The sequence below is a fragment of the Exiguobacterium sp. UBA6309 genome (assembly GCF_002439205.1).
Lineage (GTDB): Bacteria > Bacillota > Bacilli > Exiguobacteriales > Exiguobacteriaceae > Exiguobacterium_A.
This window is the reverse complement of sequence record NZ_DJTL01000017.1, coordinates 140,200-162,778: the sequence shown is the minus strand read 5'-3', so window position 1 is coordinate 162,778 and position 22,579 is coordinate 140,200. Positions and strand designations below refer to the sequence as shown.

Here is a 22,579-nt window from a genome sequence, read left to right as displayed (position 1 = left end):
GCTTCCCTCCTTACTTCGTCGCGAGTAGCTGTGTTAAGGCCGCCGCTTTTTTAGCATCCATCTTGGCAATGATCGCCGCCTGTTGTTCCGCATCGATGTCCTCGATGATCGGTACGACTTCTGTCGGACTAAGTTCGTTTAAGATAAGCGCAGCATCCTTTGGTGCCATTTCAGCATAGACATCTGTCACAGATGCTGCTTTTTTCTTCGTCGTCTTCGTTTGATCCGTCGTCGCGGGCGTGGGTGTTTGTTTTAAACGATCCCGTTCTACAATCAAACGTTCGACTTCCTGTTCTTTAGCTTTTAAAGTATCCGATTGTTCCTTACTTTGATTGCGTAATTTTTTGATCTCTTGATTCGCTACTTTCAGACGACGTTCGAGTTCTGCTGATGGATTCGCCTGATTTGTAGTCGTTTTTTCGGTTGCGAACGGTAAGGATAGTAGTGGACGTCCATTCGCATAATTCAATACGAAATAAGCCGTCAACAAGATTAAAATCAAAGGAATGACCAATAAAGGTAAAATCCACCCTTTTGATGTTTTATTTTCACTCATATCATCCGTCCTCTTCCAAACTGTAACAATGCCAGTTCATCTAATTGATTTTGTTCCGTCAATGCTTCGATTCGTTTCGTTTCGACTGTATGATTCTCTTGGAGCCGGCTAAATTTCTTCTCTTCGATTAACGCTCGTTCGAGTGCTTCTTGTGTACGTTCGTAACGATTTTTCGATTGTGTCACGTACAATTGCTGTCGTTCGATTTCCTGCTTCACGACATCCCGAGCGCGTTCTCGATATTGCGAAGACGTCAGTTCCACGACGCCAATCTCATCTTGTGCCTTCAGAAAGGACTCATATCGAACGAGCAGATGATATAATTTTTCGACTTCAAGCTCATATTGCTTTTTATGAAGGCTCAGTTCTTTAGCGACGCGATCCTTCTCCGCTTCAGCTAAAGGAATGATTCGTTCATAGATCGTCTTCATCATTCGTCCTCCTTACTGAATCGTTGCCATGAGTTGATGACAAGCCGCTTCGAAATCACTGTCTTCATGAATTTGTTGTTTCAAGAAACGAATCAGCTCCGGATATGTATCGACGGCACGGTCAATTTCCGGGTTCGTTCCTGTTTTGTAGGCTCCGATATTGATTAAGTCCTCCGAATCGAGATACGTCGATAACAATTGTCGAAATGCGACAGCAGCGGTCTTTTGTTCAGATGTCGTAATTTGATTCATGACACGGCTGATGGACCGTAAGACATGAATCGCTGGGAACTGCCCTTTGTTCGCAAGGTTACGATCCAGAACGAAGTGACCGTCTAAGATCCCTCGTACGGCGTCGGCAATTGGTTCATTCATGTCGTCTCCATCGACGAGGACTGTGTAGAAAGCAGTAATCGAACCGTCTTGTGTTTTCCCGCTCCGTTCAAGTAGCTGAGGAAGCAGAGCGAATACGCTTGGTGTATATCCTTTCGACGCAGGGGGTTCACCTGTTGCAAGACCGATTTCCCGCTGTGCCATCGCAAAACGAGTAACTGAGTCCATCATCAAGACCACATTTTTCCCTTGATCTCGAAAATATTCAGCGATTGCCGTTGCCGTATAGGCGCCCTTTAGACGAACAAGTGGCGGTTGATCACTTGTCGCTACGACCAAGATGGAGCGTTTCATTCCTTCTTCACCGAGTTCTGCCTCCACGAATTCCTTGACTTCGCGTCCGCGTTCACCAATCAAGGCAATGACGTTGATGTCTGCTGTCGATCGTTTTGCAATCATACCGAGTAGTGTCGACTTCCCAACTCCTGATCCTGCAAACAAACCAACGCGTTGCCCTTGACCGACTGTCAACAGCCCATCGATGGCACGGATGCCAGTCGAGAGAACATCACTGATGCGAGGACGTTCGAGTGGACTAGGTGGTTTACGAACGATCGATGTCGTGCGTAAATTTTCTAATGACTCACCATCTAGTGGTCTTCCTAGACCATCAAGCACCTTACCAATCAGTTCGTTCCCTACTGGAACGTGGAGTGGTTTTCCTGTGGCAAGAACAATCGAGCCTGGAGCAATCGATGTCGTTTCACCATACGGCATGAGTAGGACATGCCCTTCTCTAAATCCGACGACTTCTGCTTCGATTGTCTGACGTTGTTGGATTTGGATTAAACACCGCTCACCGATTGCCACTGCTGTCGGTCCTCGCGATTCGATCATCAACCCGATCACTTGGACGACCTTACCAGAGTGCTGTACAAGTTCTTCTGAGCGAATTTCTCGAACCGCGGCCTGCATCGCATTGAGATTAAACATGATGTAAAACCTCATTTATTTTGGTTTGCAATGCTTCAAAGCCACTGGTTAAACCGCCAGTGATTGCTCCATTCTCCGAATCAATCCGATAATCGCGTGCCTTTAACGCTGGATCAAATCGCAATTGAATCGTTGCGTTGGCACCTAGAACGCCTTGTAGTCGTTCTTCAAGTAACACGACCCGTTCAAAATCAGCCGGTGACGCATAGATGATGATTTTTTCACGATCTCGGAACTGAATGATCAATTGATGTAACAATTGGTATAACGCTTCTTCCTCTTCATCATGTAACTTTTCTAAAAATTGATGTGTCACTTGGAGTCCGAGGACACATAATTCATGTTCTAGTCGCATCAATCGTTCTTGACTCTGCTCTTCTAGGCGATCAGCAAACGAATTCGTTTTGGCAATCTGCTCTTCAAACGTTGCTTGTCCTTCCGCATGTCCTGTTTCAAATCCAGCTTGATACCCTTGTTGACGTGCTTCTTCTAACGCTTGAAGGCGTTCTTGCTCGAACTGCTGTTGACGCTGTTCGAAATCTAGGAGCATCGCCTGTCGAAGGCGCTCTAACTCAGCGTGTCCTTCTGCCATCTGCTCTTCGTAGAATGTATCTGGAACGATCGCAGGCTCTTCCTGACTAGTGCGAACCTGCACGAGCGTTCGTTCCTGTCGTTCAATTACTGCTTGTCTCTTGATGACGTTAGACAACAATATCATCTCCTCCACCACGAGCAACGACGATCTCACCCATGTCCTCTAAGCGGCGGATGATTCCGACGATTCGACTTTGAGCTTCTTCGACGTCTCGGAGACGCACAGGACCCATGAATTCCATGTCCTCTTTGAACGACTCGACCATCCGTTGTGACATGTTGCGATAGACCATGTCCTTGACATCGTCTGACGATACTTTGAGTGCCAATAGTAAATCCTCGTTTGAGACTTCGCGAATGATTCGCTGTATCGCCCGCGCATCGAGTGTGACGATGTCTTCGAAGACGAACATCCGTTTTTTGATTTCTTCCGCAAGCTCTGGATCCTGAATCTCGAGCGTATCGAGAATCGTTCGTTCCGTTGTGCGGTCGACGCCATTTAATACTTGAACGACAGCCTCGATGCCTCCCGATTGAGCAAAATCTTGCATCCCTGCTTGTGACAGATTCCGTTCAAGAATTTGTTCTACCTCGCTGATGATTTCCGGATTCATCCGGTCCATCGTCGCAATCCGTCTTGCTACATCGGACTGTGCTTCTGCCGGGAGCTCCGAGAGAATCTGACCTGATTTTGCTGGATCGAGATGAGCAAGAACAAGTGCGATCGTTTGTGGATGTTCATTTTGAATGAAGTTCAGAAGCTGTTTCGGATCTGCCTTTCGTGCAAACTCAAACGGACGGACTTGTAACGTCGACGTCAGGCGATAGATGAGTTCCATCGCTTTTTCTTCGCCAAGTGCTTTTTCAAGGACAGATTTAGCAAATCCGATTCCACCTTGCGTGATATAGTTCTGCGCCATCGCTAGTTCATGAAACTCATCAAGGACGACTAACTTCTCTTCTGGATCAATCCGTTTCATGCTAGAGATTTGAAGGGTTAACCATTCCATCTCTTCTTCCGATAAATGTTTATATACACTGGCAGCGACTTCAGGACCTAACGAAATCATGAGAATCGCAGCCTTTTCACGACTGTTCATTTCTAGCTTCTTCATCTCATCAATCCTCCGCTAACCAAGTACGTAATAATTTTGCGAACTCATCCGGATTAGACGCGGCGAGTTTCTCAAGCTGTTTGCGTTTGACCGCACCATCGCTTGTATCTTCTGTTGAGAGTTCAGGAATTTCGGTTTCGATCGGCGTCCATTCCTCAAGTTCTTCGATTTCATTCGCTCTCCGTCGACGCATGAGGAGAATGACTGCTCCAATGACGAGGATTGCTGCACCACCAAGCGCGAACCATACCCACATCGGTGTCGTTGTCGTCGTTTTTGTCGCCGTCGTTGTTTTAGCGAACGGTCGAGACATGACAACGACTTTATTAGCAAGTTCTGCATCCGTCAGCGTCGTTTTCGCATCCGTCTTCGTTAACGACGTCCGGATGATGGAATACATCATCGTTTGTAAATCCGTCTGTAATTGCGGATCGATTTGATTTTGACCTTTTGGCGGCTCGACGATGATTTGAATTCCTAAATCCCGAATTTCATAAGGAGCACCTGTAATCTGTTTCGTGATGCGATTGACTTCATAGTTGATGATGTCGTGCGTCTTCTCACTCGTATCACCGGTCGTTCCAGTACCTGCTGGGAAGTTCGTCGTCTCATTTTGTCCCGTACCTGCTGTTCCGGCATTCGCAGACCCTGTATACGCCTCTGCTACTTTTTCTGCCGATGTGACAATCCCTTCGATTTTATCGGGATCTACTGGTTCAACAAGCTTTTGTTCTTCCTGACGTTTCGTGACATCGACATCTGCCGTAACCGAAACGAGCGCTTTTTGTGGACCGAGAACGACAGACAACATTTGTTGAATCTGTTTACGTAAATCGTTTTCCGTCGTTTTTTTCAGCGCCATCGGATCTGTCCCGCCCGCTGTTTGCGTAGCGTTACCTGGCTCGTAATACGTAAAGTACTGATCCATGATCGTAATATTTTCTTCTTTTAAGTTCGGGATACTCTTTGCAATCAGATGGTAAAGACCTTGGACTGTTTGATTGTTCAGATTACTACCCGCACTAGAAGTCAAGACGACAGAAACCGTTGAAGATTCTTTTTCATCGGAGAGAAAGACGCTCTTTTCTGGAAGAGTAATCATGACTTTTGCAGACTCGATCCCGTTAACTTGTGTAATCAAGTTTTCAAGTTCTGTCTGCATCGTATCGCGTTCAAGAATATTCATTTCTTTATCTGTCGTACCAAATCCAGCATTCTCACTAAAGAAGGAATAATCAATCTGACCGGACTTCGGAATACCTGCCGTTGCTAATTCGACTTTCAAGTTTTCCACGTTTGCTTCCGGAACGAGAATCGTCACACCGTTTGCTGAGCTGACGACTTCCGACGCGATTCCATCCTCATTTAGCTTTTCTGTTACTTGCCCTGCCTCTTGAGGTGACAATTTCGAATAAAGTGGCGTCATCGTTGGTTTAGATAACCAGATAATGGCGACAATCAACGCTGCTAAAACGACGACGATGCTTCCAAGAACCATCGCTTTTTTCGCAAGTGACCACTCTTTCCATGTCGTATTCATAGCTCCGAATCGAGCTTTTATTCGTTCGTTCATTCAACATCTCCCACGCTTTCCTTAACAGTCACAGTTGCATACGCATCATTTCTTGGTATGCTTCGATGCCTTTGTTTCGGACTTCAAGGGCGAGTTGCATAGAAAGCGATGCCTCTTCTGTTTTAATCATGATGTTATGTAGATCCGTCGTCTTCCCTGTCGCTAGGTCGACACGCGCTTGAGATGAGGCTTGCTGTGTTGCATTCAGTCCGTTCATCGCCTCGCTGAGCACCTCACTGAAATCACTTGGTGTCGTCTTCGCGATTGTCTGAGTGGGTAAGACCATTTGCATGTTTTGAATAGGTTGAATTGCCATCCCGTCATCTCCTCTATTTATTTACCGATCTCCATCGCTTTGACGAGCATCGCTTTTGTTGCATTTAAGGCCGTTACGTTCGCTTCGTATGAACGTGTCGCTCCCATCATGTCGACCATTTCTTTCAATAGATCGACATTCGGCATCTTGACGTATCCAAGTTCATCCGCATCTGGATGCGTCGGATTATATTCTAATTTGAACGGTTCAGGATCTTTCTTCAATTCGCTGACCGTGACCCCATTAGCAGTTTCTTTTAAAACAGCAAGTTTCCTCGCATAGGGTTGCCATTGACCGTTGACAAGCTCACCACGTGTCGTTTGAGCATTGGCGATGTTTGCTGAGACAGTATCCAGTCGTAAACGCTGGGCAGTAAGCCCAGACGCAGATGTATGAAAGCCATTGAACATACTCATCGATTATTTTCCTCCCCGGATGACAGACTGGATACCCGAGAACTTACGATTCAATTGCTCCACGAGCGCCTCATACTCAATTTGATTGCGTGATAATTCAGACATCTCAAGATCGATATCGACACCGTTTCCATCATTACGCATCGTATTTGGTCGATCGACGATACTACCGGTCGTTCCGATTGTTGCATGACGTTTTAGGCTCATCTTCATCTCTGAATCGAGAACATCTCCAAACGCCACTCGCTTCGCCTTATAACCCGGTGTATCGACATTCGCGATATTTTTAGCAATAACTTCTTGTGCCATGACCGTTCGATTGACGGCTTGCGTCATCAAACTGTAGTCAGACCCTAACCAATTCATGTTCTTTCCTCCACTCATGGAACTAGTATTCGAATTTGCGACAAATATTAAGTCATTAGTAACACATCTGAAATAATTGAAACAAATAGGTCAATGTTTGAAAAGAAGTTTTTTGAAAAATAGGGTAATGAGATGCTAATTTTCTGTTTTTTATTCCCTTTTCTTATAAAAATGATAAATAATACCTAGTCAAACAAAAGAGACCTAGTACTTTACTAGGTCTCTTATTTATTAATAGCCATTTTCTATTTTTAGTTTGATTTAATTCGCTCTAATTCATATAGGAAGTTATCATTTAAGATTTTAATATACGTTCCCTTCATACCAAGCGAACGTGACTCGATGACTCCTGCACTTTCGAGTTTACGAAGTGCATTGACGATAACAGAACGCGTAATACCGACACGATCGGCAATTTTTGAAGCGACAAGTAGTCCTTCATTACCCTCGAGTTCTTCGAAGATATGCTCGATTGCTTCGAGTTCTGAATAAGATAACGAATTGATCGCCATCTGAACGACTGCTTTCTTACGTGCCTTGTCTTCCGCTTCATGAGCCTTCTCACGAAGGATTTCCATCCCAACGACTGTCGCCCCATACTCTGCAAGCACGAGGTCTTCTTCGTTGAAGTCTTCCACCATACGGCCGAGGACAAGCGTACCAAGGCGTTCTCCACCACCGATGATTGGTACGATCGTCGTTTTCGACGTTTCGAACGTATCACGGTTGTCGACCGGGAATGCCGTATGTTCGCTGTCGATGGCAATGTTTGCTGTCGTTTCAGTGACGTTAAAAAGTTTTTTCGTGTAATCTTCCGGGAATTGGCGTTCTTCCAAGAAACCACGGACCCGGTCATTTTCGATTTGTTGCTTAATTGCGATACCTAGTAACTTACCGCGTCGACTTACGATGAATGTGTTCGATTCCATGACTTCGCTGAGCCGATCAGCCATGACCTTGAAATCAACATGTGTGCTTGCTTCTTGTTGTAACATCGTATTCAACTTCCGCGTTTTCGCCAATAAATTCATTTTTTCTTCCTCCACTTTATAAGATGAACTGACTTAAGTCTCGATCATCTGCTACTTTTCCAACACGATCCGTCACGTATTGTGGCGTGATCGTTACATCCGTTTCAGGCATGTCTGCTGCTTCGAAGGATAATTCTTCAAGTACGCGCTCCATGATCGTATACAAGCGCCGCGCTCCGATATTATCCGTCTCATCGTTTACCTGTGCAGCAATACGTGCAATTTCACGAATGGCCTCTTCTGTAAAGGTGACATGAACGTGCTCTGCCCCTAGTAATGCTTTATATTGTTTGAGTAATGCTTGATTCGGTTCAGTTAAAATTTTAACAAAGTCATCTTCCGTCAAACTGTCGAGTTCGACACGGATCGGGAAACGACCTTGGAGTTCAGGAATTAGATCAGACGGTTTCGCCATATGGAATGCACCGGCAGCGATAAACAAGATATGATCCGTCTTGACTGGTCCATATTTCGTGACGATCGTCGATCCCTCAACGATCGGCAAAATATCTCGTTGAACACCTTCTCGTGAAACACCTGCTGAATCATGTCCCTTTGTCGCAATCTTATCAATCTCATCAACGAAAATGATGCCCATTTGTTCTGCACGGCGGACCGCTTCGTCATGAACTTCATTTAAGTCAAGCAATCGTTCCGCTTCTTCTGCTGTCAAAATCGGACGTGCTTCCTTAACAGTAAGCTGGCGCTTCTTCGTTTTCTTCGGCATGACTTGTCCAAGCATATCCTGAAGATTTGCGAGCCCCTCCATGCCTTGTTGTCCGGAGAATAAATCAACTTGACGTTCTTCAACATCGACCTCGATCATTCGATCTTCGAGTTGACCTGTCAGCAATTGCTGACGGAGTAGCGAACGATCAGCTGTCGCTTCCGATGTATCTGGCTCTTGCTGCTTCTGGTTCCCACCGAACAACATCTCAAACGGATTCGTACCACCACCGAGACCAGTTGACGCTTTTTTGCCAGACAACGCATCAACGATTCGTTCGTTCGCCACTGCCTCCGCCCGATCTTTAAGCGCTTCTTTTTTCTCATCTTTGACTAGACGTAGAGACGCTTCCACAAGATCTCGCACCATCGATTCTACATCGCGACCGACATATCCTACTTCCGTGAATTTCGTCGCTTCGATTTTAACGAACGGCGCTCGGACGAGTTTCGCGAGACGTCGCGCAATCTCTGTTTTTCCGACACCGGTAGGTCCGATCATCAGGATATTCTTTGGCGTGACTTCATCCCGCATCGATACATCGAGTAATTGTCGACGGTATCGATTACGTAAAGCGATCGCCACCGCACGTTTAGCATCAGCTTGTCCGATGACATGTTCATTCAACTTCTCGACGATTTGTCTTGGCGTCAATTCATGCATGGTCATTGCCTCCGATCGTTTCTAAGATGATTTGATCGTTCGTAAAGACACAGAGTTCTCCAGCCGTCTCAAGCGCCGCACGAGCGATTTCTTCTGCCGTGAGATGACTTGCGTGTCGAGCTAACGCGCGACCTGCAGCCAGCGCATAATTACCACCTGAACCGATCGCAAGAATGCCGTCATCCGGCTCGATGACTTCTCCGTTTCCGGATACAAGTAACAGATGTGTTCCATCCATGACGAGTAAGAGTGCTTCTAGTTGACGCAACATCTTATCGCCTCGCCATTCCTTCGCCAGTTCAACAGCTGCCCGTTGTAAGTTCCCGTTATACATTTCAAGCTTCGCTTCGAATTTTTCAAAGAGTGTAAACGCGTCCGCGACACTTCCAGCAAATCCGGCAATGACTTTGCCACCATAGAGGCGCCGTACTTTTTTCGCACTTTTCTTCATGATGACCTGGTTTCCGAAAGTCACCTGTCCGTCTCCACTCATCGCGGATTGTCCGTTATGTTGAATCGCAAAAATCGTCGTTGCATGAAACATCAATGTTTCCTCCCTTAGGCACGAGGATGTGCTTGTTGATAAACATGTCGTAATCGTTCCGTTGTTACGTGTGTATACTGACCGGTCGTCGAAAGAGATGCATGTCCAAGTAGCTCCTGGACCGCTCGCAAATCGGCTCCTCTTTCTAGCAGATCCGTCGCGAAACTATGACGAAGCGCATGGGGTGTCACATGTTTCCCAACGAGTTGTTCCCCTTTTTTCATGATTTTCCGAATCGCATCCGTCGTCAATCGACGCCCTGAATGAGACAAGAACAACGCTTGCTCATGACCTGCGATTGGATCTCGTGATGGTAAGTACAGTTCTAATGCATCTTTCGCAAAGGTTCCAATTGGCGCAATGCGCTCTTTCCCACCTTTTCCATACACGTGGACGTAGGAATGATCAGTTGCGAGATCACGAAGATCCAGTTGAACGACCTCGCTGACTCGCATACCCGTCGCATATAAAAGTTCCACTAACGCGACATTCCGGTTACCAAGCGTATCACTCGATCGAAATGCATCGAGGAAACGTTCATATTCCGTTGGGACAAGGAATGTCGGAAGTCCTTGTTGTCGTTTTGGTGCTTTTAATCCATCAAATGGATTAGGTTCATCGGTGTCACGTGTCAAAAAACGACCAAATTGTTTGAGGCAGGAAACTTTTTGTGCAATCGTCGCCCGCGCCAGCTCCTGATCGTAAAGAGCATACAAATAACGCCGTGCACTTGCCAATTCAATCGATCGTAATTGATGATCGCGGCAAAAAGCGGCGTATTGTCGAAGTGTTTGATCATAAGAGCGACCTGTATTCGGAGATAATTGACGTTCAATATGAACATACCGCATGAAATCTTCTAGCAGTCGCTCAAAAGCAGTGTCTATCCCCATGAATGCGCCCCCTTCTGACCATTTCATTCTCGAATCGCCCTTAGCATAGCACAGACCAAGTAGTCTGACAATAGACCAAAAACCGAAAAATTAACGAAATTATCGCGCTTTTGTGACAAATTAAGAAATGGGGAGAAAGAGCGCTGAATCACGCCTTTCTCCCCATCAACAATCACATATCCGTGAAATCTTTGATTGCTTCAAGTGCTCGCTCTGCGTAGAGCGCATACTTCTCAGGTTTTTTCATCCGAACCGGATGACCGACGAGTGCTGGTACCAATCCGAAGTTGGCATTCATTGGCTGGAAGTTCTTCCCTTCCGTCGTCGTGATATAGTGCGACATCGCACCCATCATCGTTTCCTGCGGGAATGTTACCGGTTCCGCCTCATTGACGAGACGTGCCGCATTGATTCCTGCCGTCAAACCGGATGCTGCTGACTCGACGTATCCTTCGACCCCTGTCATTTGACCAGCAAAGAACAAATCGTCACGCGTACGTGTCTGATACGTCGGTTTCAACAAGTTCGGTGAGTTGACGAACGTGTTACGATGCATGACACCATAACGGACGATTTCTGCATTTTCAAGACCTGGAATTAAACGAATGATCCGCTTTTGTTCGCCCCATTTCAAATGTGTCTGGAAGCCGACAAGGTTGAACAATGTTCCAGCTGAGTTATCCTGACGCAATTGAACGACAGCATATGGTCGTTTGCCTGTCTTCGGATCTTCCAGTCCGACTGGCTTCATTGGTCCGAACAAGAGTGTTTTCGGTCCGCGAGAAGCGAGAACTTCAAAAGGCATACAGCCCTCGAAGTAAATCTCTTTTTCAAATTCCTTCAGTGGAACGACTTCCGCATTGATCAGCTCATCATAGAAGAGTTGGAATTCTTCTTCCGTCATTGGACAATTCAAGTAGGCAGCTTCGCCTTTATCATATCGTGATTTCAGATAAACCTTCTCACGATCAATCGTGTCTCCATCGAGAATCGGTGCCGCTGCATCGAAGAAGTATAGGTAATCTTCACCTGTGAATTGTTTAAGTGATTCCGATAAGGCCGCACTCGTCAACGGACCTGTCGCGACGATCGTCGGACCATCTGGAATCGCTTCGATTTCTTCATGATGGACAGTAACGTTCGGATGGTTTTTCAACGTTTCCGTCACATATCCTGCGAAGTCATGCCGATCGACAGCAAGTGCTCCACCTGCTGGAACGCTCGCTAAGTCTGCCGCTTTCATGATCAAGGAATCGAGCTGACGCATCTCTTCCTTTAATACACCGACTGCATTCGTCAACTGATTTGCTCGAAGTGAGTTCGAACAGACGAGTTCTGCGAATTGGTCTGTATGGTGTGCGGGTGTCTGTTTGACTGGCCGCATTTCATATAAATCTACTTGTACGCCGCGTTTTGCAAGTTGCCATGCTGCTTCAGAACCTGCAAGTCCCGCGCCGATTACCGTTACACGTTTCAACGGTCATTCCTCCTCTTGCTCCTGATCGATGCGTGTTTCATGATGTCCACAAGATGTACATTCTACTTTCACACCGTTCTTGATTTTCTTTTGTACCATCATACTGCTACATACCGGACATGGTTCTTCGACCGGTTTATCCCATGAGACGAACTCACACTCCGGATAGTTCGAACAACCGTAGAACAAACGTCCTTTTTTACTACGACGTTCGACGATGTCGCCCGTTCCACATGTCGGACACTTCACACCAATCTCGACTTGGATCGGTTTCGTGTTACGACACTCTGGGAAGTTCGAGCACGCCATGAACTTACCATAACGTCCCATCTTGATGACCATCGGATGACCACAGACTTCACAATCTTCTCCAGCCGGTTCATCTTTGATTTCAATCTTCTCGATCTCTGCTTCTGCTCGTGTCAGACGTTTCGCAAAGGATTTATAGATTGGATCGACGACTTCCGTCCACTGCATGTCGCCTTTTTCGATCGCATCGAGTAAAGCTTCCATGTCTGCCGTGAACTGGACGGTGATGAACTCCTGGAAATAGTCGCTGATCATATCGATGACGAGTTCACCGAGTTCCGTTGGTAAAAACTTTTTCTCCTCGAGTGTCACATAACCCCGTTTTTGGATCGTATCAAGTGTCGGCGCATACGTCGACGGACGACCAATTCCGAGTTCTTCCATCGCCCGGACAAGACGTGCTTCCGTATAACGTGGTGGTGGTTGAGTAAAGTGTTGTTTCGGTTCGATCGCTGATCGTTTCAACTCTTCCCCTTCATCAAGTGGAGGAAGTAGTCCTTCCTTGACGTCTGTGACGGCCTCATCATCGGTATCTTCGATGTAAACCTTCATGAAGCCTGGGAATTTAACAGTTGATCCGTTCGCACGGAACATAACATCGTTCGAGACAAGGTCAATTTTGACGGTATCGAGAATTGCTGGCGCCATCTGACTTGCGACGAATCGTTCCCAGATCAGTTTATATAAACGGAATTGGTCACGCGATAGATACGATTTAACGAGTTGTGGCTCACGCATTGTCGAAGTCGGGCGAACCGCTTCGTGCGCATCCTGTGAGTTCGCTGATTTCTTTTCTTTGCGTTTTTCACTTGCGATGTATTCTTTTCCATACGCCTGCTCGATGAACCCGTGTGCTTCGAGGTTCGCCGATTCAGACGTCCGTGTTGAATCGGTACGCATATACGTGATCAAACCGACCGTACCTTCTTTTCCGATCTCGATTCCTTCGTATAGCTGTTGTGCGATCATCATTGTCTTCTTCGCTCGGAAATTTAGTTTACGTGCTGCTTCCTGTTGCAAAGAACTAGTCGTAAACGGTAACGCTGGATTCCGTTTCCGCTCTTTTTTCGTGACGGAATCAACTGTGAAGTCTTCTGAGAGTTGATTCAAGATTTGATCGACTTCTTCTTGCGAATGAAGTTCACGTTTCTTACCATCGACTCCGTAGAAGTTTGCTTCGAGCTTTTCACCGTTTGCATCGAGTTCGAGTTTGATTGTCCAGTATTCTTCTGGCATGAACGCATTGATTTCTTGTTCCCGGTCGATAATCATCTTAACGGCAACCGATTGTACACGTCCTGCAGATAAACCTTTTTTGATCTTCTTCCATAATAACGGACTCATGCTATAACCAACAAGGCGGTCCAAGATACGACGTGCTTGCTGTGCATCCACAAGATCATAATTGAGCTTGCGTGGTCGCTTGAACGAATCCTTGATGGCATCTTTCGTGATTTCATTGAAGACGACGCGGCACTCTGTTGATTCATCAACGCCTAATGCTTTGGCTAAATGCCATGCGATCGCTTCCCCTTCACGGTCGGGGTCGGCTGCGAGATAGATTTTTTGTGCTTTTTTCGCAGCTGTCTTGAGTTCTTTTAAGACCGGACCTTTACCACGGATCGTGATATATTTCGGTTCATAGTCATGTTCGACGTCGACTCCCATTTGGCTTTTCGGCAAGTCAATGACGTGCCCCATCGACGCTTTCACGGTATAGTTGGATCCGAGATAACGTTTAATGGTTTTTGCCTTAGCGGGTGACTCGACGATTACTAGATATTTTGCCATTGCAATCGCTCCCTATTAGAGGCGTACTCCGTATTTTAATCTCACTTATCATAGTAGTCTCGATTCCCATTTGTCAACGTTCAGCCGAATAGTTTTTGAAACTTCTTCCGGATCAAGGAGTGGAATCGCTCCTTCTGCGATCAATTGATTCGTTCCGGCAAAGAACGTTTCAGTCGGACACCCCGGTAAACAATAGACATCTTTTCCTTGATCGAGCGCATGACTTGCTGTGTTCATCGTACCACTTCGTTTTGCTGCCTCGACGATGATCAACGACGAGGACAAGCCGGCAATAATCCGATTTCGTTCTAGAAATTGAAATTTTTGAATGGGTGTGCCAGGTGGATATTCGGAGAGAAGAAGACCATTCGAGAAGATACGTTCAAAAAGAGCAGCATGGGAAGTAGGATATAGACGATCAAGTCCGCCGGCCAGAACCGCAATTGTTGTCTGTTGATGTTTTAAGGATAGACGATGGACGAGGGCATCGATGCCATATGCGCCTCCGGAAACGGTGGCGAGATCTGGATGAAAGAAGGGTTGTAGAAAATGCATGCGGGAAAGGTGTTGCGGTGAGGGAGTTCGACTACCGATGATACTGATGCGTGGAAGAGTTAGGTGGGACGGATCACCGCGGTAAAAGAGGGCATAGATAGGTTGAGGAATCGTCAGTAGTACGGTTGGAAATAGTGGATCTCCTTTGACTAGAATCGACTCTTCGATCCGATCAAGTTGCAGTGCCTGTTCATATCGTTTTCGAAGCCGATTTGAAACAGGCAATTCATGACTTAGAACGATTCCGAACCGTTCAATCAATTGAACAATCGGATACGGTACCTGACACATGGCGAAGCGGACATACAGTTCTCGATTCATGAGATCAACGCTCCTTCTTTAAGCTTCTTATTTATATAGAAGAAAGCCGTCCTGATTTGATCAGGACAGCTCTTTTTTTGATTTATTTGACTGTGCTGTTCGTCACGCACTCGTCATAGATCCCTGCTTCTTTGATGACACGGATTAACGTCTCACCAATGACAGCTGGTGTTTCTGCCACTTCAATTCCGTTTGCACGGAGTGTCTTGATTTTTTCAGCAGCTGTTCCTTTACCGCCGGAAATGATCGCACCTGCGTGACCCATCCGTTTACCGGCAGGAGCCGTTTGACCACCGATGAAACCGATGACTGGCTTCGTCATGTTCGCTTTGACCCACTCAGCCGCTTCTTCTTCCGCTGTTCCACCGATTTCACCTAACATGATGACGGCTTTTGTTTCTGGATCTTCATTGAACGCTTTTAGCGTATCGATGAAGTCTGTTCCATTGACTGGGTCGCCCCCGATACCGACAGCTGTCGATTGACCGATGCCTGCCGTCGTCAATTGATGAACAGCTTCATACGTCAACGTTCCAGAACGCGAAACGATTCCGACATGTCCCGGTGTATGGATGTATCCTGGCATGATACCAAGTTTTGCGACACCTGGAGTGATGACGCCTGGGCAGTTTGGTCCGATAAGACGAACTGGCTTGCCCTCAAGGTAACGTTTTACTTTAACCATATCAAGAACTGGAATACCTTCCGTGATACAGATGATCAATGCGATGTTCGCATCTGCTGCTTCCATGATCGCATCTGCTGCGAATGCTGGTGGCACGTAGATAATCGATGCGTTCGCACCTGTTTTGTCGACCGCTTGTGCGACCGTATCGAAGACAGGAACACCACCAAGTACTTCCGTACCGCCTTTTCCTGGTGTGACACCACCTACGAGGTTTGTTCCGTAGTCGATCATCTGTTCACCATGGAACATCCCTTGATTACCTGTAATCCCTTGAATAATGACTTTCGTCGATTCGTTCACCCAAATACTCATCTTTAGCTCCCCCTTACTTCACGAGCGCAGCAATTTTTTCTGCGCCGTCTGCCATTGATGTAGCTGCTGTAATCGCTAGACCTGAATCTTTGAGAATTTGTTTTCCTGCATCAACATTCGTCCCTTCAAGACGAACGACGAGCGGCAATTCGAGACCGACTTCTTTTGTCGCCGCAACGATACCTTCTGCGATGACGTCACATTTCATGATTCCACCGAAAATGTTAACGAAAATCCCTTTAACGTTCTCATCCGACAAGATCAGTTTGAAGGCTTCTGTTACCTTCTCCTTCGTCGCACCACCACCGACATCAAGGAAGTTCGCAGGATCACCACTGAAGTGTTTGATGATATCCATCGTTGCCATGGCAAGACCAGCACCATTGACGAGGCAGCCGATATTTCCATCGAGCGCGATGTAGTTCAAATCACTCTTCGATGCTTCGACTTCGCGTGGATCTTCTTCTGTTTCATCACGTAACGCCACGATGTCCGCATGACGATATAATGCGTTCGAGTCGAAGTTCAACTTCGCGTCCAGCGCGAGAACTTCGCCATCCTTCGTCGTAACGAGTGGGTTAATTTCTGCGATTGAACAATCCTTGTCGACGAAGAAATTATAAAGTTTCGTGACCATACCGACGAACTTGTTGACGAGCTTCACAGGAACACCCATTGCGAACGCAAGTTTACGCGCTTGGAATCCTTGAAGACCAACTGCAGGATCGACGACTTCTTTAATGATTTTTTCCGGTGTCGCTTCCGCCACCTCTTCGATGTCCATACCACCTTCGCTTGATCCCATGATGACGACACGTCCTGTCACACGATCAAGTACGATTCCAAGATAGTATTCTTTATCAATCGCACAGCCTTCTTCGACGAGAAGACGTTGAACGACTTTTCCTTCGGGACCTGTTTGGTGCGTGACGAGCGTTTTGCCGAGTAACTCCGTCGCATATTCCTTCACTTCTTCTTGCGATTTCGCAAGCTTGACGCCACCTGCTTTACCGCGTCCCCCCGCGTGAATTTGAGCTTTAACGACTTTAATCGGGCCTGACAATTGTTCTGATGCATCGACCGCCTCTTCGACGGTGAAGGCTGCGATTCCGTTTGGTACGGGTACCCCGTACGAACGAAGTAATTCTTTTGCCTGATACTCATGTACATTCATGAAAAAATCCCCCTTAACCCCTTTAGTTTCGGCTCTTTCATTGTAGTTAAAATTGGAAGCGCTGTCTATCGTTATCGACCGAAAGCTTTATTTTTTCAGAATTCCATCTTGATCAAGACGATATAAAAAGGCGAATAATTCGGCAATGACACCGTATAGTTCTTCCGGGATCTGTTCTGATACTTGAACTGCATCCAGTAACGTCATCAGCGTTTCGTCCTGCCGGATCGGAATATCGTGCTTTAATGCCTCTTCTAAAATCCGTTCCGCGATGTGTTCTGATCCCTTAGCGACGACTTTCGGCGCATGCATTTGTTCTTCGTATGATAGAGCAATCGCTTTTTTCATATATGGAGATCCACCCTTCCATTACGCGTCGAGATATCATGTGGTACACGTTCTTTCGTCTGTTCGACCCAATCGAATCGCGTCAACGCATAGCCCTGTTCCTCGAGTCGTGCTTGAATCTGAGGCGTATAGGCTTGCATGAACGTATTGACGTGTGCGTTTGGATGAAAGACGGAAATCGAAACGTTCCGGTCTACGATCAAGACATCAATTGCGACCTCACCAAGCGTCGGTAATTGTAAGTATAAGACGATACGGGCATGATTTGGATCAAACGTTCGTTCGAACGGTGCTTCCATCATGAGATCAACATCTTCGAAAGGTCCGAATTGAGGTAATTGAAATAAATATACTCCTTTTCCTACTTCATTTGTTGCTTGAACGAGTTGTTGCGCTAAAATTTGATCACTCGTCTTTCGATCAAGCGATCGACCTGCCTCGTCGCCCTTTGCCAATTGAACGAGTTCAGTAAGAGCGTGTTTTAACTGCTTCGCTTCTCCTTCCGTCACGGGTTGACCGATTTGCCTTAGTAGTTCCCGTGTTTCCGCAGTCGGTACCGTCTGGCGCTGTAAAAAGGAATCGAGTAACTGGGGTAATGCTGATTTTTGCGGGACAGACTCAGTCGAGATGATTTTTAAGACCGGTTGTCCTTCTGCTGAAACGACTTGAAAGCGATACATGCTCCCTTCTTTTAGTTCAGCCGTCGTCCCTGCCGTCAAGACGCGTTGACCGACCTGTAGTTCCATTAATCCGTCCGGCAACAGTTTTAAGACTTTGCCGACGATGTTTGCGCCTTCCCGTAACGGTAAGTTCGCATGATCGATGATTTTAAATGGTAGTAAGGCACGATGTTCGATGTGCATGCTCGATCCCTCCTAGAGACGTTCTTTGACAGGACGGAATGTTTTTCGGTGAATCGGTGTGACGCCCAGTGTATCAAGCGCTTGTAAATGCGTCGCAGTCCCGTAACCTGCGTGTGTTTCAAATCCGTATCCCGGATACTCGATCGCGTATTGTTCCATCATCGCATCTCGTGTCTCTTTTGCGACGACGCTCGCTGCTGCGATGGAGACACTTCTCGCATCTCCTTTGATGAGAGAGAGTTGTGGTGTATCGTCGTCGAGTGTCATCGCATCAACCAGCAAGGCATCAGGTTTGAGTTGACGAACCGCGACTTGCATTGCCCGTTTCGATGCTTGATAGATGTTGATCTCGTCAATTTCAGCTGGTTCGATGATGCCGACCGCAATCTCTGCAACGTCTTGTAGGTGTTTAAATGCCGCTTGTCGTTGTATTTTACTCATTTGTTTTGAATCCGTTAGGCCTGGATGATAGAATCCTTCTGGTAAGATGACAGCTGCCGCGACGACTGGACCAGCAAGCGGTCCCCGTCCCACTTCATCCACTCCGGCAATCCGTCTATATCCTTGCTGATGATACTGTTCTTCGAACGTGAACCGCTCCTTGAAATCGATCCGTTGTTGCTCTTCGAGGGCAAATCGTCGTTCTGTCTGACGAAACAGTGTATGCACCCCTTTTCGCGCGTCCGATGCGAGTTCCTGCTTCAATTGTGAAAACTCCTCGATCGTGATGTTGTGTAGACGTTCCTTTAATTCCGTAATCTTCATCTGTTTCGCTCCTTTGAAAAAAACTTGGACATCGAAGGATGTCCAAGTCCGTTATGCATGCGTTTCCCATTCTTCCACTGTTTCGAGCGTCACACGCCCTAGCTTTTCCGTCCGTAGTTCATGCAGAAGCATTTCACTCGTCCGTTCGAAATCGACGTAGCCACCTGAAACGAATCCGCGCTTTTTACCGATGGCTTCGAGTACATCAACCGCTTCTCCTGATACTTCGTCGAGACGATAACGCTCACGTAACTGCTCTGGATAACGCGTCTTTAGCTCACGAAGGGCAAACAGCGCGATATCGTCGATGTTTAAGATATCATCCTTGATCGCTCCTGTCGCTGCCAACCGATACCCGACGACTTGATCGTCGAACTTCGGCCAGAGGATACCTGGTGTATCGAGTAATTCCATCTCACCTGTCTTCATCTTGATCCATTGCTGGCGTTTCGTCACACCTGGGCGGTCACCCGTGATCGCGATGTTCCGACCGGCGAGTCGATTGATGAGTGTCGACTTCCCGACGTTTGGAATGCCGATGATCAAGGCACGAATCGCACTCGGATTCCGCCCTTTCTCCCGCATTCGTGCATGTTTTTCTTTCATTAGTCGCAAAGCACCTTCATGAATTTGATTCAATCCTTTATTGTGCTTCGCGTCGACCGCGACGACATCAACACCATCTGCCCGTAATGCGTGCATCCACTGTTCTGTCACTCGTTTGTCCGCCATATCCGCTTTGTTGAGGACGATCAATCGTGGCTTACCTGCCGTGATTTGTTCGACCATCGGGTTACGGCTCGACATTGGAAGACGTGCATCGACAAGTTCGATCACGACATCGATCAACTTTAATTTTTCTGTAACTTCCCGCCGTGCTTTGGCCATGTGACCGGGGAACCATTGAATCGTCATATCCTTCACCTCGTTCATATATTCCTGGACTTCTTGCTGATCATACGATACTTGAAAAAACATCCACTCTCTAGTATACGCAACTTAAGACAAGAAAAGAAGATGAGGTACTTACTTTTCACGGTAAGCGTCTCATCTTCTTTCGTTTTAATCGACAGAGCGTACATCATTGAATGGATAGAATACGAAGTTCGTCGTTCCGACGATTTGATCCTCATCCACAAAACCGATATCACGACTATCTTTTGAATTTTGACGATTATCTCCCATGACGAATACCTTCCCTTTTGGAACAGTCGTTTTTCCTGTCCGTTCCTCAAGTGTAAAGTCCTCCGTCAATGGAACACCATTCATCTGAGCTTTGTACTCTTTTAAATACGGTTCAGCTACTTTCTTATCGTTGACGTACAACGTATCGTCTTTATAATACATCGTATCTCCTGGAACAGCGATTACTCGTTTGATATAGTCGCGTGTTTCCGTTGCATGAAAGACGACGATATCGCCTCTTTCTGGTTCATTAAAATAATACGGAATCTTATTGACGATCATCCGATCCGCATTGTGTAAGGTCGGCATCATCGATTCCCCATCGACGATGACGGGTACGAACAGGAACGTTCGAATGATGAACGCGATGACAAGCGCTACGACGAGCGCTTTTACCCAACTGAATAACTCCTTCACGAATTCCACTCCCTTGATTAACGCAATTTCTTCCTATGGACTAGTATACGCATAAACAACAAAAAAAAGAAGCTTGTCCGGAGACAAGCCACTTTTTCACATGATTAACGACGAATTTCTTTAATACGCGCCGCTTTACCACGAAGGTTACGGAGGTAGTAAAGTTTCGCACGACGGACTTTACCGTAGCGAACAACTTCGATTTGTGCAACACGTGGTGAGTGGAGCGGGAAAGCACGCTCAACGCCAACTCCGTAAGAAATTTTACGGACTGTGAATGTTTCACTGATGCCGCCACCGTGACGTTTGATGACTACGCCTTCGAAGAGCTGAATACGCTCACGCGTACCCTCGACGACTTTAACGTGTACACGGACTGTATCCCCAGGACGGAACGCAGGGACGTCTGACTTGATTTGTTCTTGTGTAAGTTCACGGAACAATTGTTGTGTGTTCATGAATGATTTCTCCTTTTTTCACCAATGTTCTTATCTTCATTTGCTTTCAGCATCCGACAGCGGAACATCGTTAATGGGTGGCTTTTGCCACATGTTTTAACTTATCATAGATTCAATCGTTTGACAATCCTGAAATCGATTCTAAATAAAGACGATCATCCTCGGTTAATGGAGCATCAGTCAACAGATCCGGACGACGCTCAAATGTGCGTTTTAATGACTGTTCCCGTCGCCATTTTGCAATCCGCGCATGATTGCCTGATAACAAGACGTCTGGTACCTGGTATCCTGCATATTCAGCAGGACGTGTATAGTGTGGATATTCAAGAAGTCCCGTCGAAAAGGAATCATCTTCATGACTCGCAGATGCACCGAGGACATCCGGTAAGAGGCGGACGACAGCGTCAATCATTGTCATCGCAGCCAGTTCCCCTCCCGTCAAGACGAAGTCCCCAAGCGAGACCTCATCCGTTACAAGATGATCATGAATCCGCTGATCAAATCCTTCGTAATGACCACATAGGAAGACCAGTTCTTCTTCTTGTGCCCACTCTTCTGCCATCCGTTGCGAAAAACGTTTACCGGTCGGTGTCATGACGATGATTCGTCGTTTTCCTTCCGGCAGACTCGCCATCGCGTCGAAGACGGGTTGAGGGGTCAACAGCATGCCTGCTCCCCCACCATACGGATAATCATCGACTTTACCATGACGATTCGTCGAGAAGTCTCGAAAATTGATTGTTTCAAGACTGACACGTTCATCATCTTGCGCTCGTTTGACGATTGAATGATCGAGCGCTGAAAACATTTCCGGAAACAGCGTCAACACTCGGATGTTCATTCTTCAATCAATCCTGGAAGCGGTGTGATCTGGATACGTTTTTGCTCGACATCGACGGAAGCAACGACTTGCTCGATATACGGGATCAGGACATCCTTTTTCCCATCGCGTTTGATCGTCCAGACGTCGTTTGCGCCTGTTTCAAGAATGTCGGATATGACTCCGATTTTCGTTTCACCGTCATAAACCGTACAACCGATGATCTCATGATAGTAAAATTCATGCTCGTCTAAGTCTTGTAAATCTTCTGCGTGGACATAGAGTTTCAATCCTTTATACTTCTCGACGTCATTGATATGGTGCATCCCTTTGAACGTCACCATGATGAATTGTTTGTGTTTTCGGTAACCACTGATCGTCACCGGTGTATACGTACCTTCAGAGCCAATGAAGACTTCCTTTCCGACTTTAAAGCGTTCTTCCGGGAAGTCCGTGCTCGCGAGTAACTTTAATTCACCTTTTAGACCATGTGTATTGGCGATTTTCGCAATTTCCAACCATTCCATTCATTTCACTTCCTTTCT

At 46.6% G+C, this 22,579-nt stretch carries 26 protein-coding genes; all 26 read right to left on the bottom strand.

Annotation, left to right across the window (positions count from 1 at the left end; translation table 11 throughout):
* Positions 1 to 10: 10 nt before the first annotated feature.
* The 26 genes from B3M90_RS05135 to rimM all read right to left on the bottom strand — a co-directional run bounded on the left by B3M90_RS05135 (position 11) and on the right by rimM (position 22,561).
* Entirely contained in the window at positions 11 to 556 is a 546-nt protein-coding gene (locus B3M90_RS05135) for a MotE family protein (RefSeq protein ID WP_290782835.1), read from the bottom strand.
* Complete coding sequence (locus B3M90_RS05130) at positions 553 to 987, bottom strand: flagellar export protein FliJ (RefSeq protein WP_035406985.1); 435 nt, start codon at positions 985 to 987, stop codon at positions 553 to 555. Before B3M90_RS05130 ends, B3M90_RS05135 begins: the two co-directional genes overlap by 4 nt.
* Before the next feature lie 12 nt (positions 988 to 999).
* Positions 1,000 to 2,295 carry a flagellar protein export ATPase FliI gene (fliI, locus tag B3M90_RS05125; RefSeq protein ID WP_290753250.1) on the bottom strand — a complete coding sequence of 432 codons (1,296 nt, stop codon included), beginning with the start codon at positions 2,293 to 2,295 and terminating at the stop codon, positions 1,000 to 1,002.
* A gap of 10 nt (positions 2,296 to 2,305) precedes the next feature.
* Complete coding sequence (locus B3M90_RS05120) at positions 2,306 to 3,031, bottom strand: FliH/SctL family protein (RefSeq protein WP_290782833.1); 726 nt, start codon at positions 3,029 to 3,031, stop codon at positions 2,306 to 2,308.
* Entirely contained in the window at positions 3,015 to 4,022 is a 1,008-nt protein-coding gene (fliG, locus tag B3M90_RS05115; RefSeq protein WP_035406978.1) for a flagellar motor switch protein FliG, read from the bottom strand. Before fliG ends, B3M90_RS05120 begins: the two co-directional genes overlap by 17 nt.
* Positions 4,023 to 4,026: 4 nt before the next feature.
* The gene (gene fliF, locus B3M90_RS05110; protein WP_290782831.1) at positions 4,027 to 5,562 is read right to left on the bottom strand and encodes a flagellar basal-body MS-ring/collar protein FliF; all 1,536 of its coding nucleotides are present in this window, start codon (positions 5,560 to 5,562) and stop codon (positions 4,027 to 4,029) included.
* Between the two features lie 61 nt (positions 5,563 to 5,623).
* Positions 5,624 to 5,911 (bottom strand): flagellar hook-basal body complex protein FliE, encoded by a 288-nt coding sequence (gene fliE, locus B3M90_RS05105; RefSeq protein WP_035406973.1) that lies wholly within the window; start codon positions 5,909 to 5,911, stop codon positions 5,624 to 5,626.
* 17 nt (positions 5,912 to 5,928) lie between these two features.
* Complete coding sequence (gene flgC / locus B3M90_RS05100; RefSeq protein ID WP_035406970.1) at positions 5,929 to 6,327, bottom strand: flagellar basal body rod protein FlgC; 399 nt, start codon at positions 6,325 to 6,327, stop codon at positions 5,929 to 5,931.
* Between the two features lie 3 nt (positions 6,328 to 6,330).
* Positions 6,331 to 6,693 (bottom strand): flagellar basal body rod protein FlgB, encoded by a 363-nt coding sequence (gene flgB, locus B3M90_RS05095; RefSeq protein WP_035406967.1) that lies wholly within the window; start codon positions 6,691 to 6,693, stop codon positions 6,331 to 6,333.
* 251 nt (positions 6,694 to 6,944) lie between these two features.
* Positions 6,945 to 7,724, bottom strand: a complete 780-nt coding sequence (gene codY / locus B3M90_RS05090; RefSeq protein WP_023468725.1) for a GTP-sensing pleiotropic transcriptional regulator CodY — start codon at positions 7,722 to 7,724, stop codon at positions 6,945 to 6,947.
* A gap of 16 nt (positions 7,725 to 7,740) precedes the next feature.
* The gene (hslU, locus tag B3M90_RS05085) at positions 7,741 to 9,114 is read right to left on the bottom strand and encodes an ATP-dependent protease ATPase subunit HslU (protein ID WP_290759253.1); all 1,374 of its coding nucleotides are present in this window, start codon (positions 9,112 to 9,114) and stop codon (positions 7,741 to 7,743) included.
* Positions 9,107 to 9,658, bottom strand: coding sequence for an ATP-dependent protease subunit HslV (hslV, locus tag B3M90_RS05080; protein ID WP_023468727.1), 552 nt, complete (start codon positions 9,656 to 9,658; stop codon positions 9,107 to 9,109). The genes hslU and hslV overlap by 8 nt, the downstream gene beginning before the upstream one ends.
* A 14-nt stretch (positions 9,659 to 9,672) precedes the next feature.
* A complete protein-coding gene (locus B3M90_RS05075) occupies positions 9,673 to 10,578 on the bottom strand; it encodes a tyrosine recombinase XerC (RefSeq protein WP_251137861.1) in 906 nt (301 codons plus the stop codon).
* 145 nt (positions 10,579 to 10,723) lie between these two features.
* Positions 10,724 to 12,028 (bottom strand): FADH(2)-oxidizing methylenetetrahydrofolate--tRNA-(uracil(54)-C(5))-methyltransferase TrmFO, encoded by a 1,305-nt coding sequence (trmFO, locus tag B3M90_RS05070; RefSeq protein WP_023468729.1) that lies wholly within the window; start codon positions 12,026 to 12,028, stop codon positions 10,724 to 10,726.
* 3 nt (positions 12,029 to 12,031) lie between these two features.
* Positions 12,032 to 14,128, bottom strand: coding sequence for a type I DNA topoisomerase (gene topA / locus B3M90_RS05065; RefSeq protein ID WP_214854532.1), 2,097 nt, complete (start codon positions 14,126 to 14,128; stop codon positions 12,032 to 12,034).
* A 48-nt stretch (positions 14,129 to 14,176) separates the two neighbouring features.
* Entirely contained in the window at positions 14,177 to 15,004 is an 828-nt protein-coding gene (gene dprA, locus B3M90_RS05060; RefSeq protein WP_290782828.1) for a DNA-processing protein DprA, read from the bottom strand.
* Between the two features lie 82 nt (positions 15,005 to 15,086).
* Positions 15,087 to 16,004, bottom strand: a complete 918-nt coding sequence (gene sucD / locus B3M90_RS05055; RefSeq protein ID WP_035406957.1) for a succinate--CoA ligase subunit alpha — start codon at positions 16,002 to 16,004, stop codon at positions 15,087 to 15,089.
* 13 nt (positions 16,005 to 16,017) lie between these two features.
* Positions 16,018 to 17,178 (bottom strand): ADP-forming succinate--CoA ligase subunit beta, encoded by a 1,161-nt coding sequence (gene sucC / locus B3M90_RS05050; RefSeq protein WP_023468732.1) that lies wholly within the window; start codon positions 17,176 to 17,178, stop codon positions 16,018 to 16,020.
* An 87-nt stretch (positions 17,179 to 17,265) separates the two neighbouring features.
* Complete coding sequence (locus tag B3M90_RS05045; protein WP_035406955.1) at positions 17,266 to 17,526, bottom strand: EscU/YscU/HrcU family type III secretion system export apparatus switch protein; 261 nt, start codon at positions 17,524 to 17,526, stop codon at positions 17,266 to 17,268.
* Complete coding sequence (locus B3M90_RS05040; RefSeq protein WP_290782826.1) at positions 17,523 to 18,389, bottom strand: flagellar hook-length control protein FliK; 867 nt, start codon at positions 18,387 to 18,389, stop codon at positions 17,523 to 17,525. Before B3M90_RS05040 ends, B3M90_RS05045 begins: the two co-directional genes overlap by 4 nt.
* 12 nt (positions 18,390 to 18,401) lie before the next feature.
* Complete coding sequence (locus tag B3M90_RS05035; protein WP_290759270.1) at positions 18,402 to 19,154, bottom strand: ribonuclease HII; 753 nt, start codon at positions 19,152 to 19,154, stop codon at positions 18,402 to 18,404.
* A 51-nt stretch (positions 19,155 to 19,205) separates the two neighbouring features.
* Positions 19,206 to 20,069, bottom strand: a complete 864-nt coding sequence (ylqF, locus tag B3M90_RS05030; RefSeq protein WP_035409511.1) for a ribosome biogenesis GTPase YlqF — start codon at positions 20,067 to 20,069, stop codon at positions 19,206 to 19,208.
* Between the two features lie 147 nt (positions 20,070 to 20,216).
* A complete protein-coding gene (gene lepB / locus B3M90_RS05025; protein ID WP_035406947.1) occupies positions 20,217 to 20,756 on the bottom strand; it encodes a signal peptidase I in 540 nt (179 codons plus the stop codon).
* A gap of 104 nt (positions 20,757 to 20,860) precedes the next feature.
* On the bottom strand, positions 20,861 to 21,214 hold the full coding sequence (rplS, locus tag B3M90_RS05020; protein WP_023468738.1) for a 50S ribosomal protein L19: 354 nt from the start codon (positions 21,212 to 21,214) through the stop codon (positions 20,861 to 20,863).
* Between the two features lie 112 nt (positions 21,215 to 21,326).
* Positions 21,327 to 22,055 (bottom strand): tRNA (guanosine(37)-N1)-methyltransferase TrmD, encoded by a 729-nt coding sequence (gene trmD / locus B3M90_RS05015; RefSeq protein ID WP_290759273.1) that lies wholly within the window; start codon positions 22,053 to 22,055, stop codon positions 21,327 to 21,329.
* Complete coding sequence (gene rimM, locus B3M90_RS05010) at positions 22,052 to 22,561, bottom strand: ribosome maturation factor RimM (protein WP_290759276.1); 510 nt, start codon at positions 22,559 to 22,561, stop codon at positions 22,052 to 22,054. Before rimM ends, trmD begins: the two co-directional genes overlap by 4 nt.
* Positions 22,562 to 22,579 lie beyond the last annotated feature (18 nt).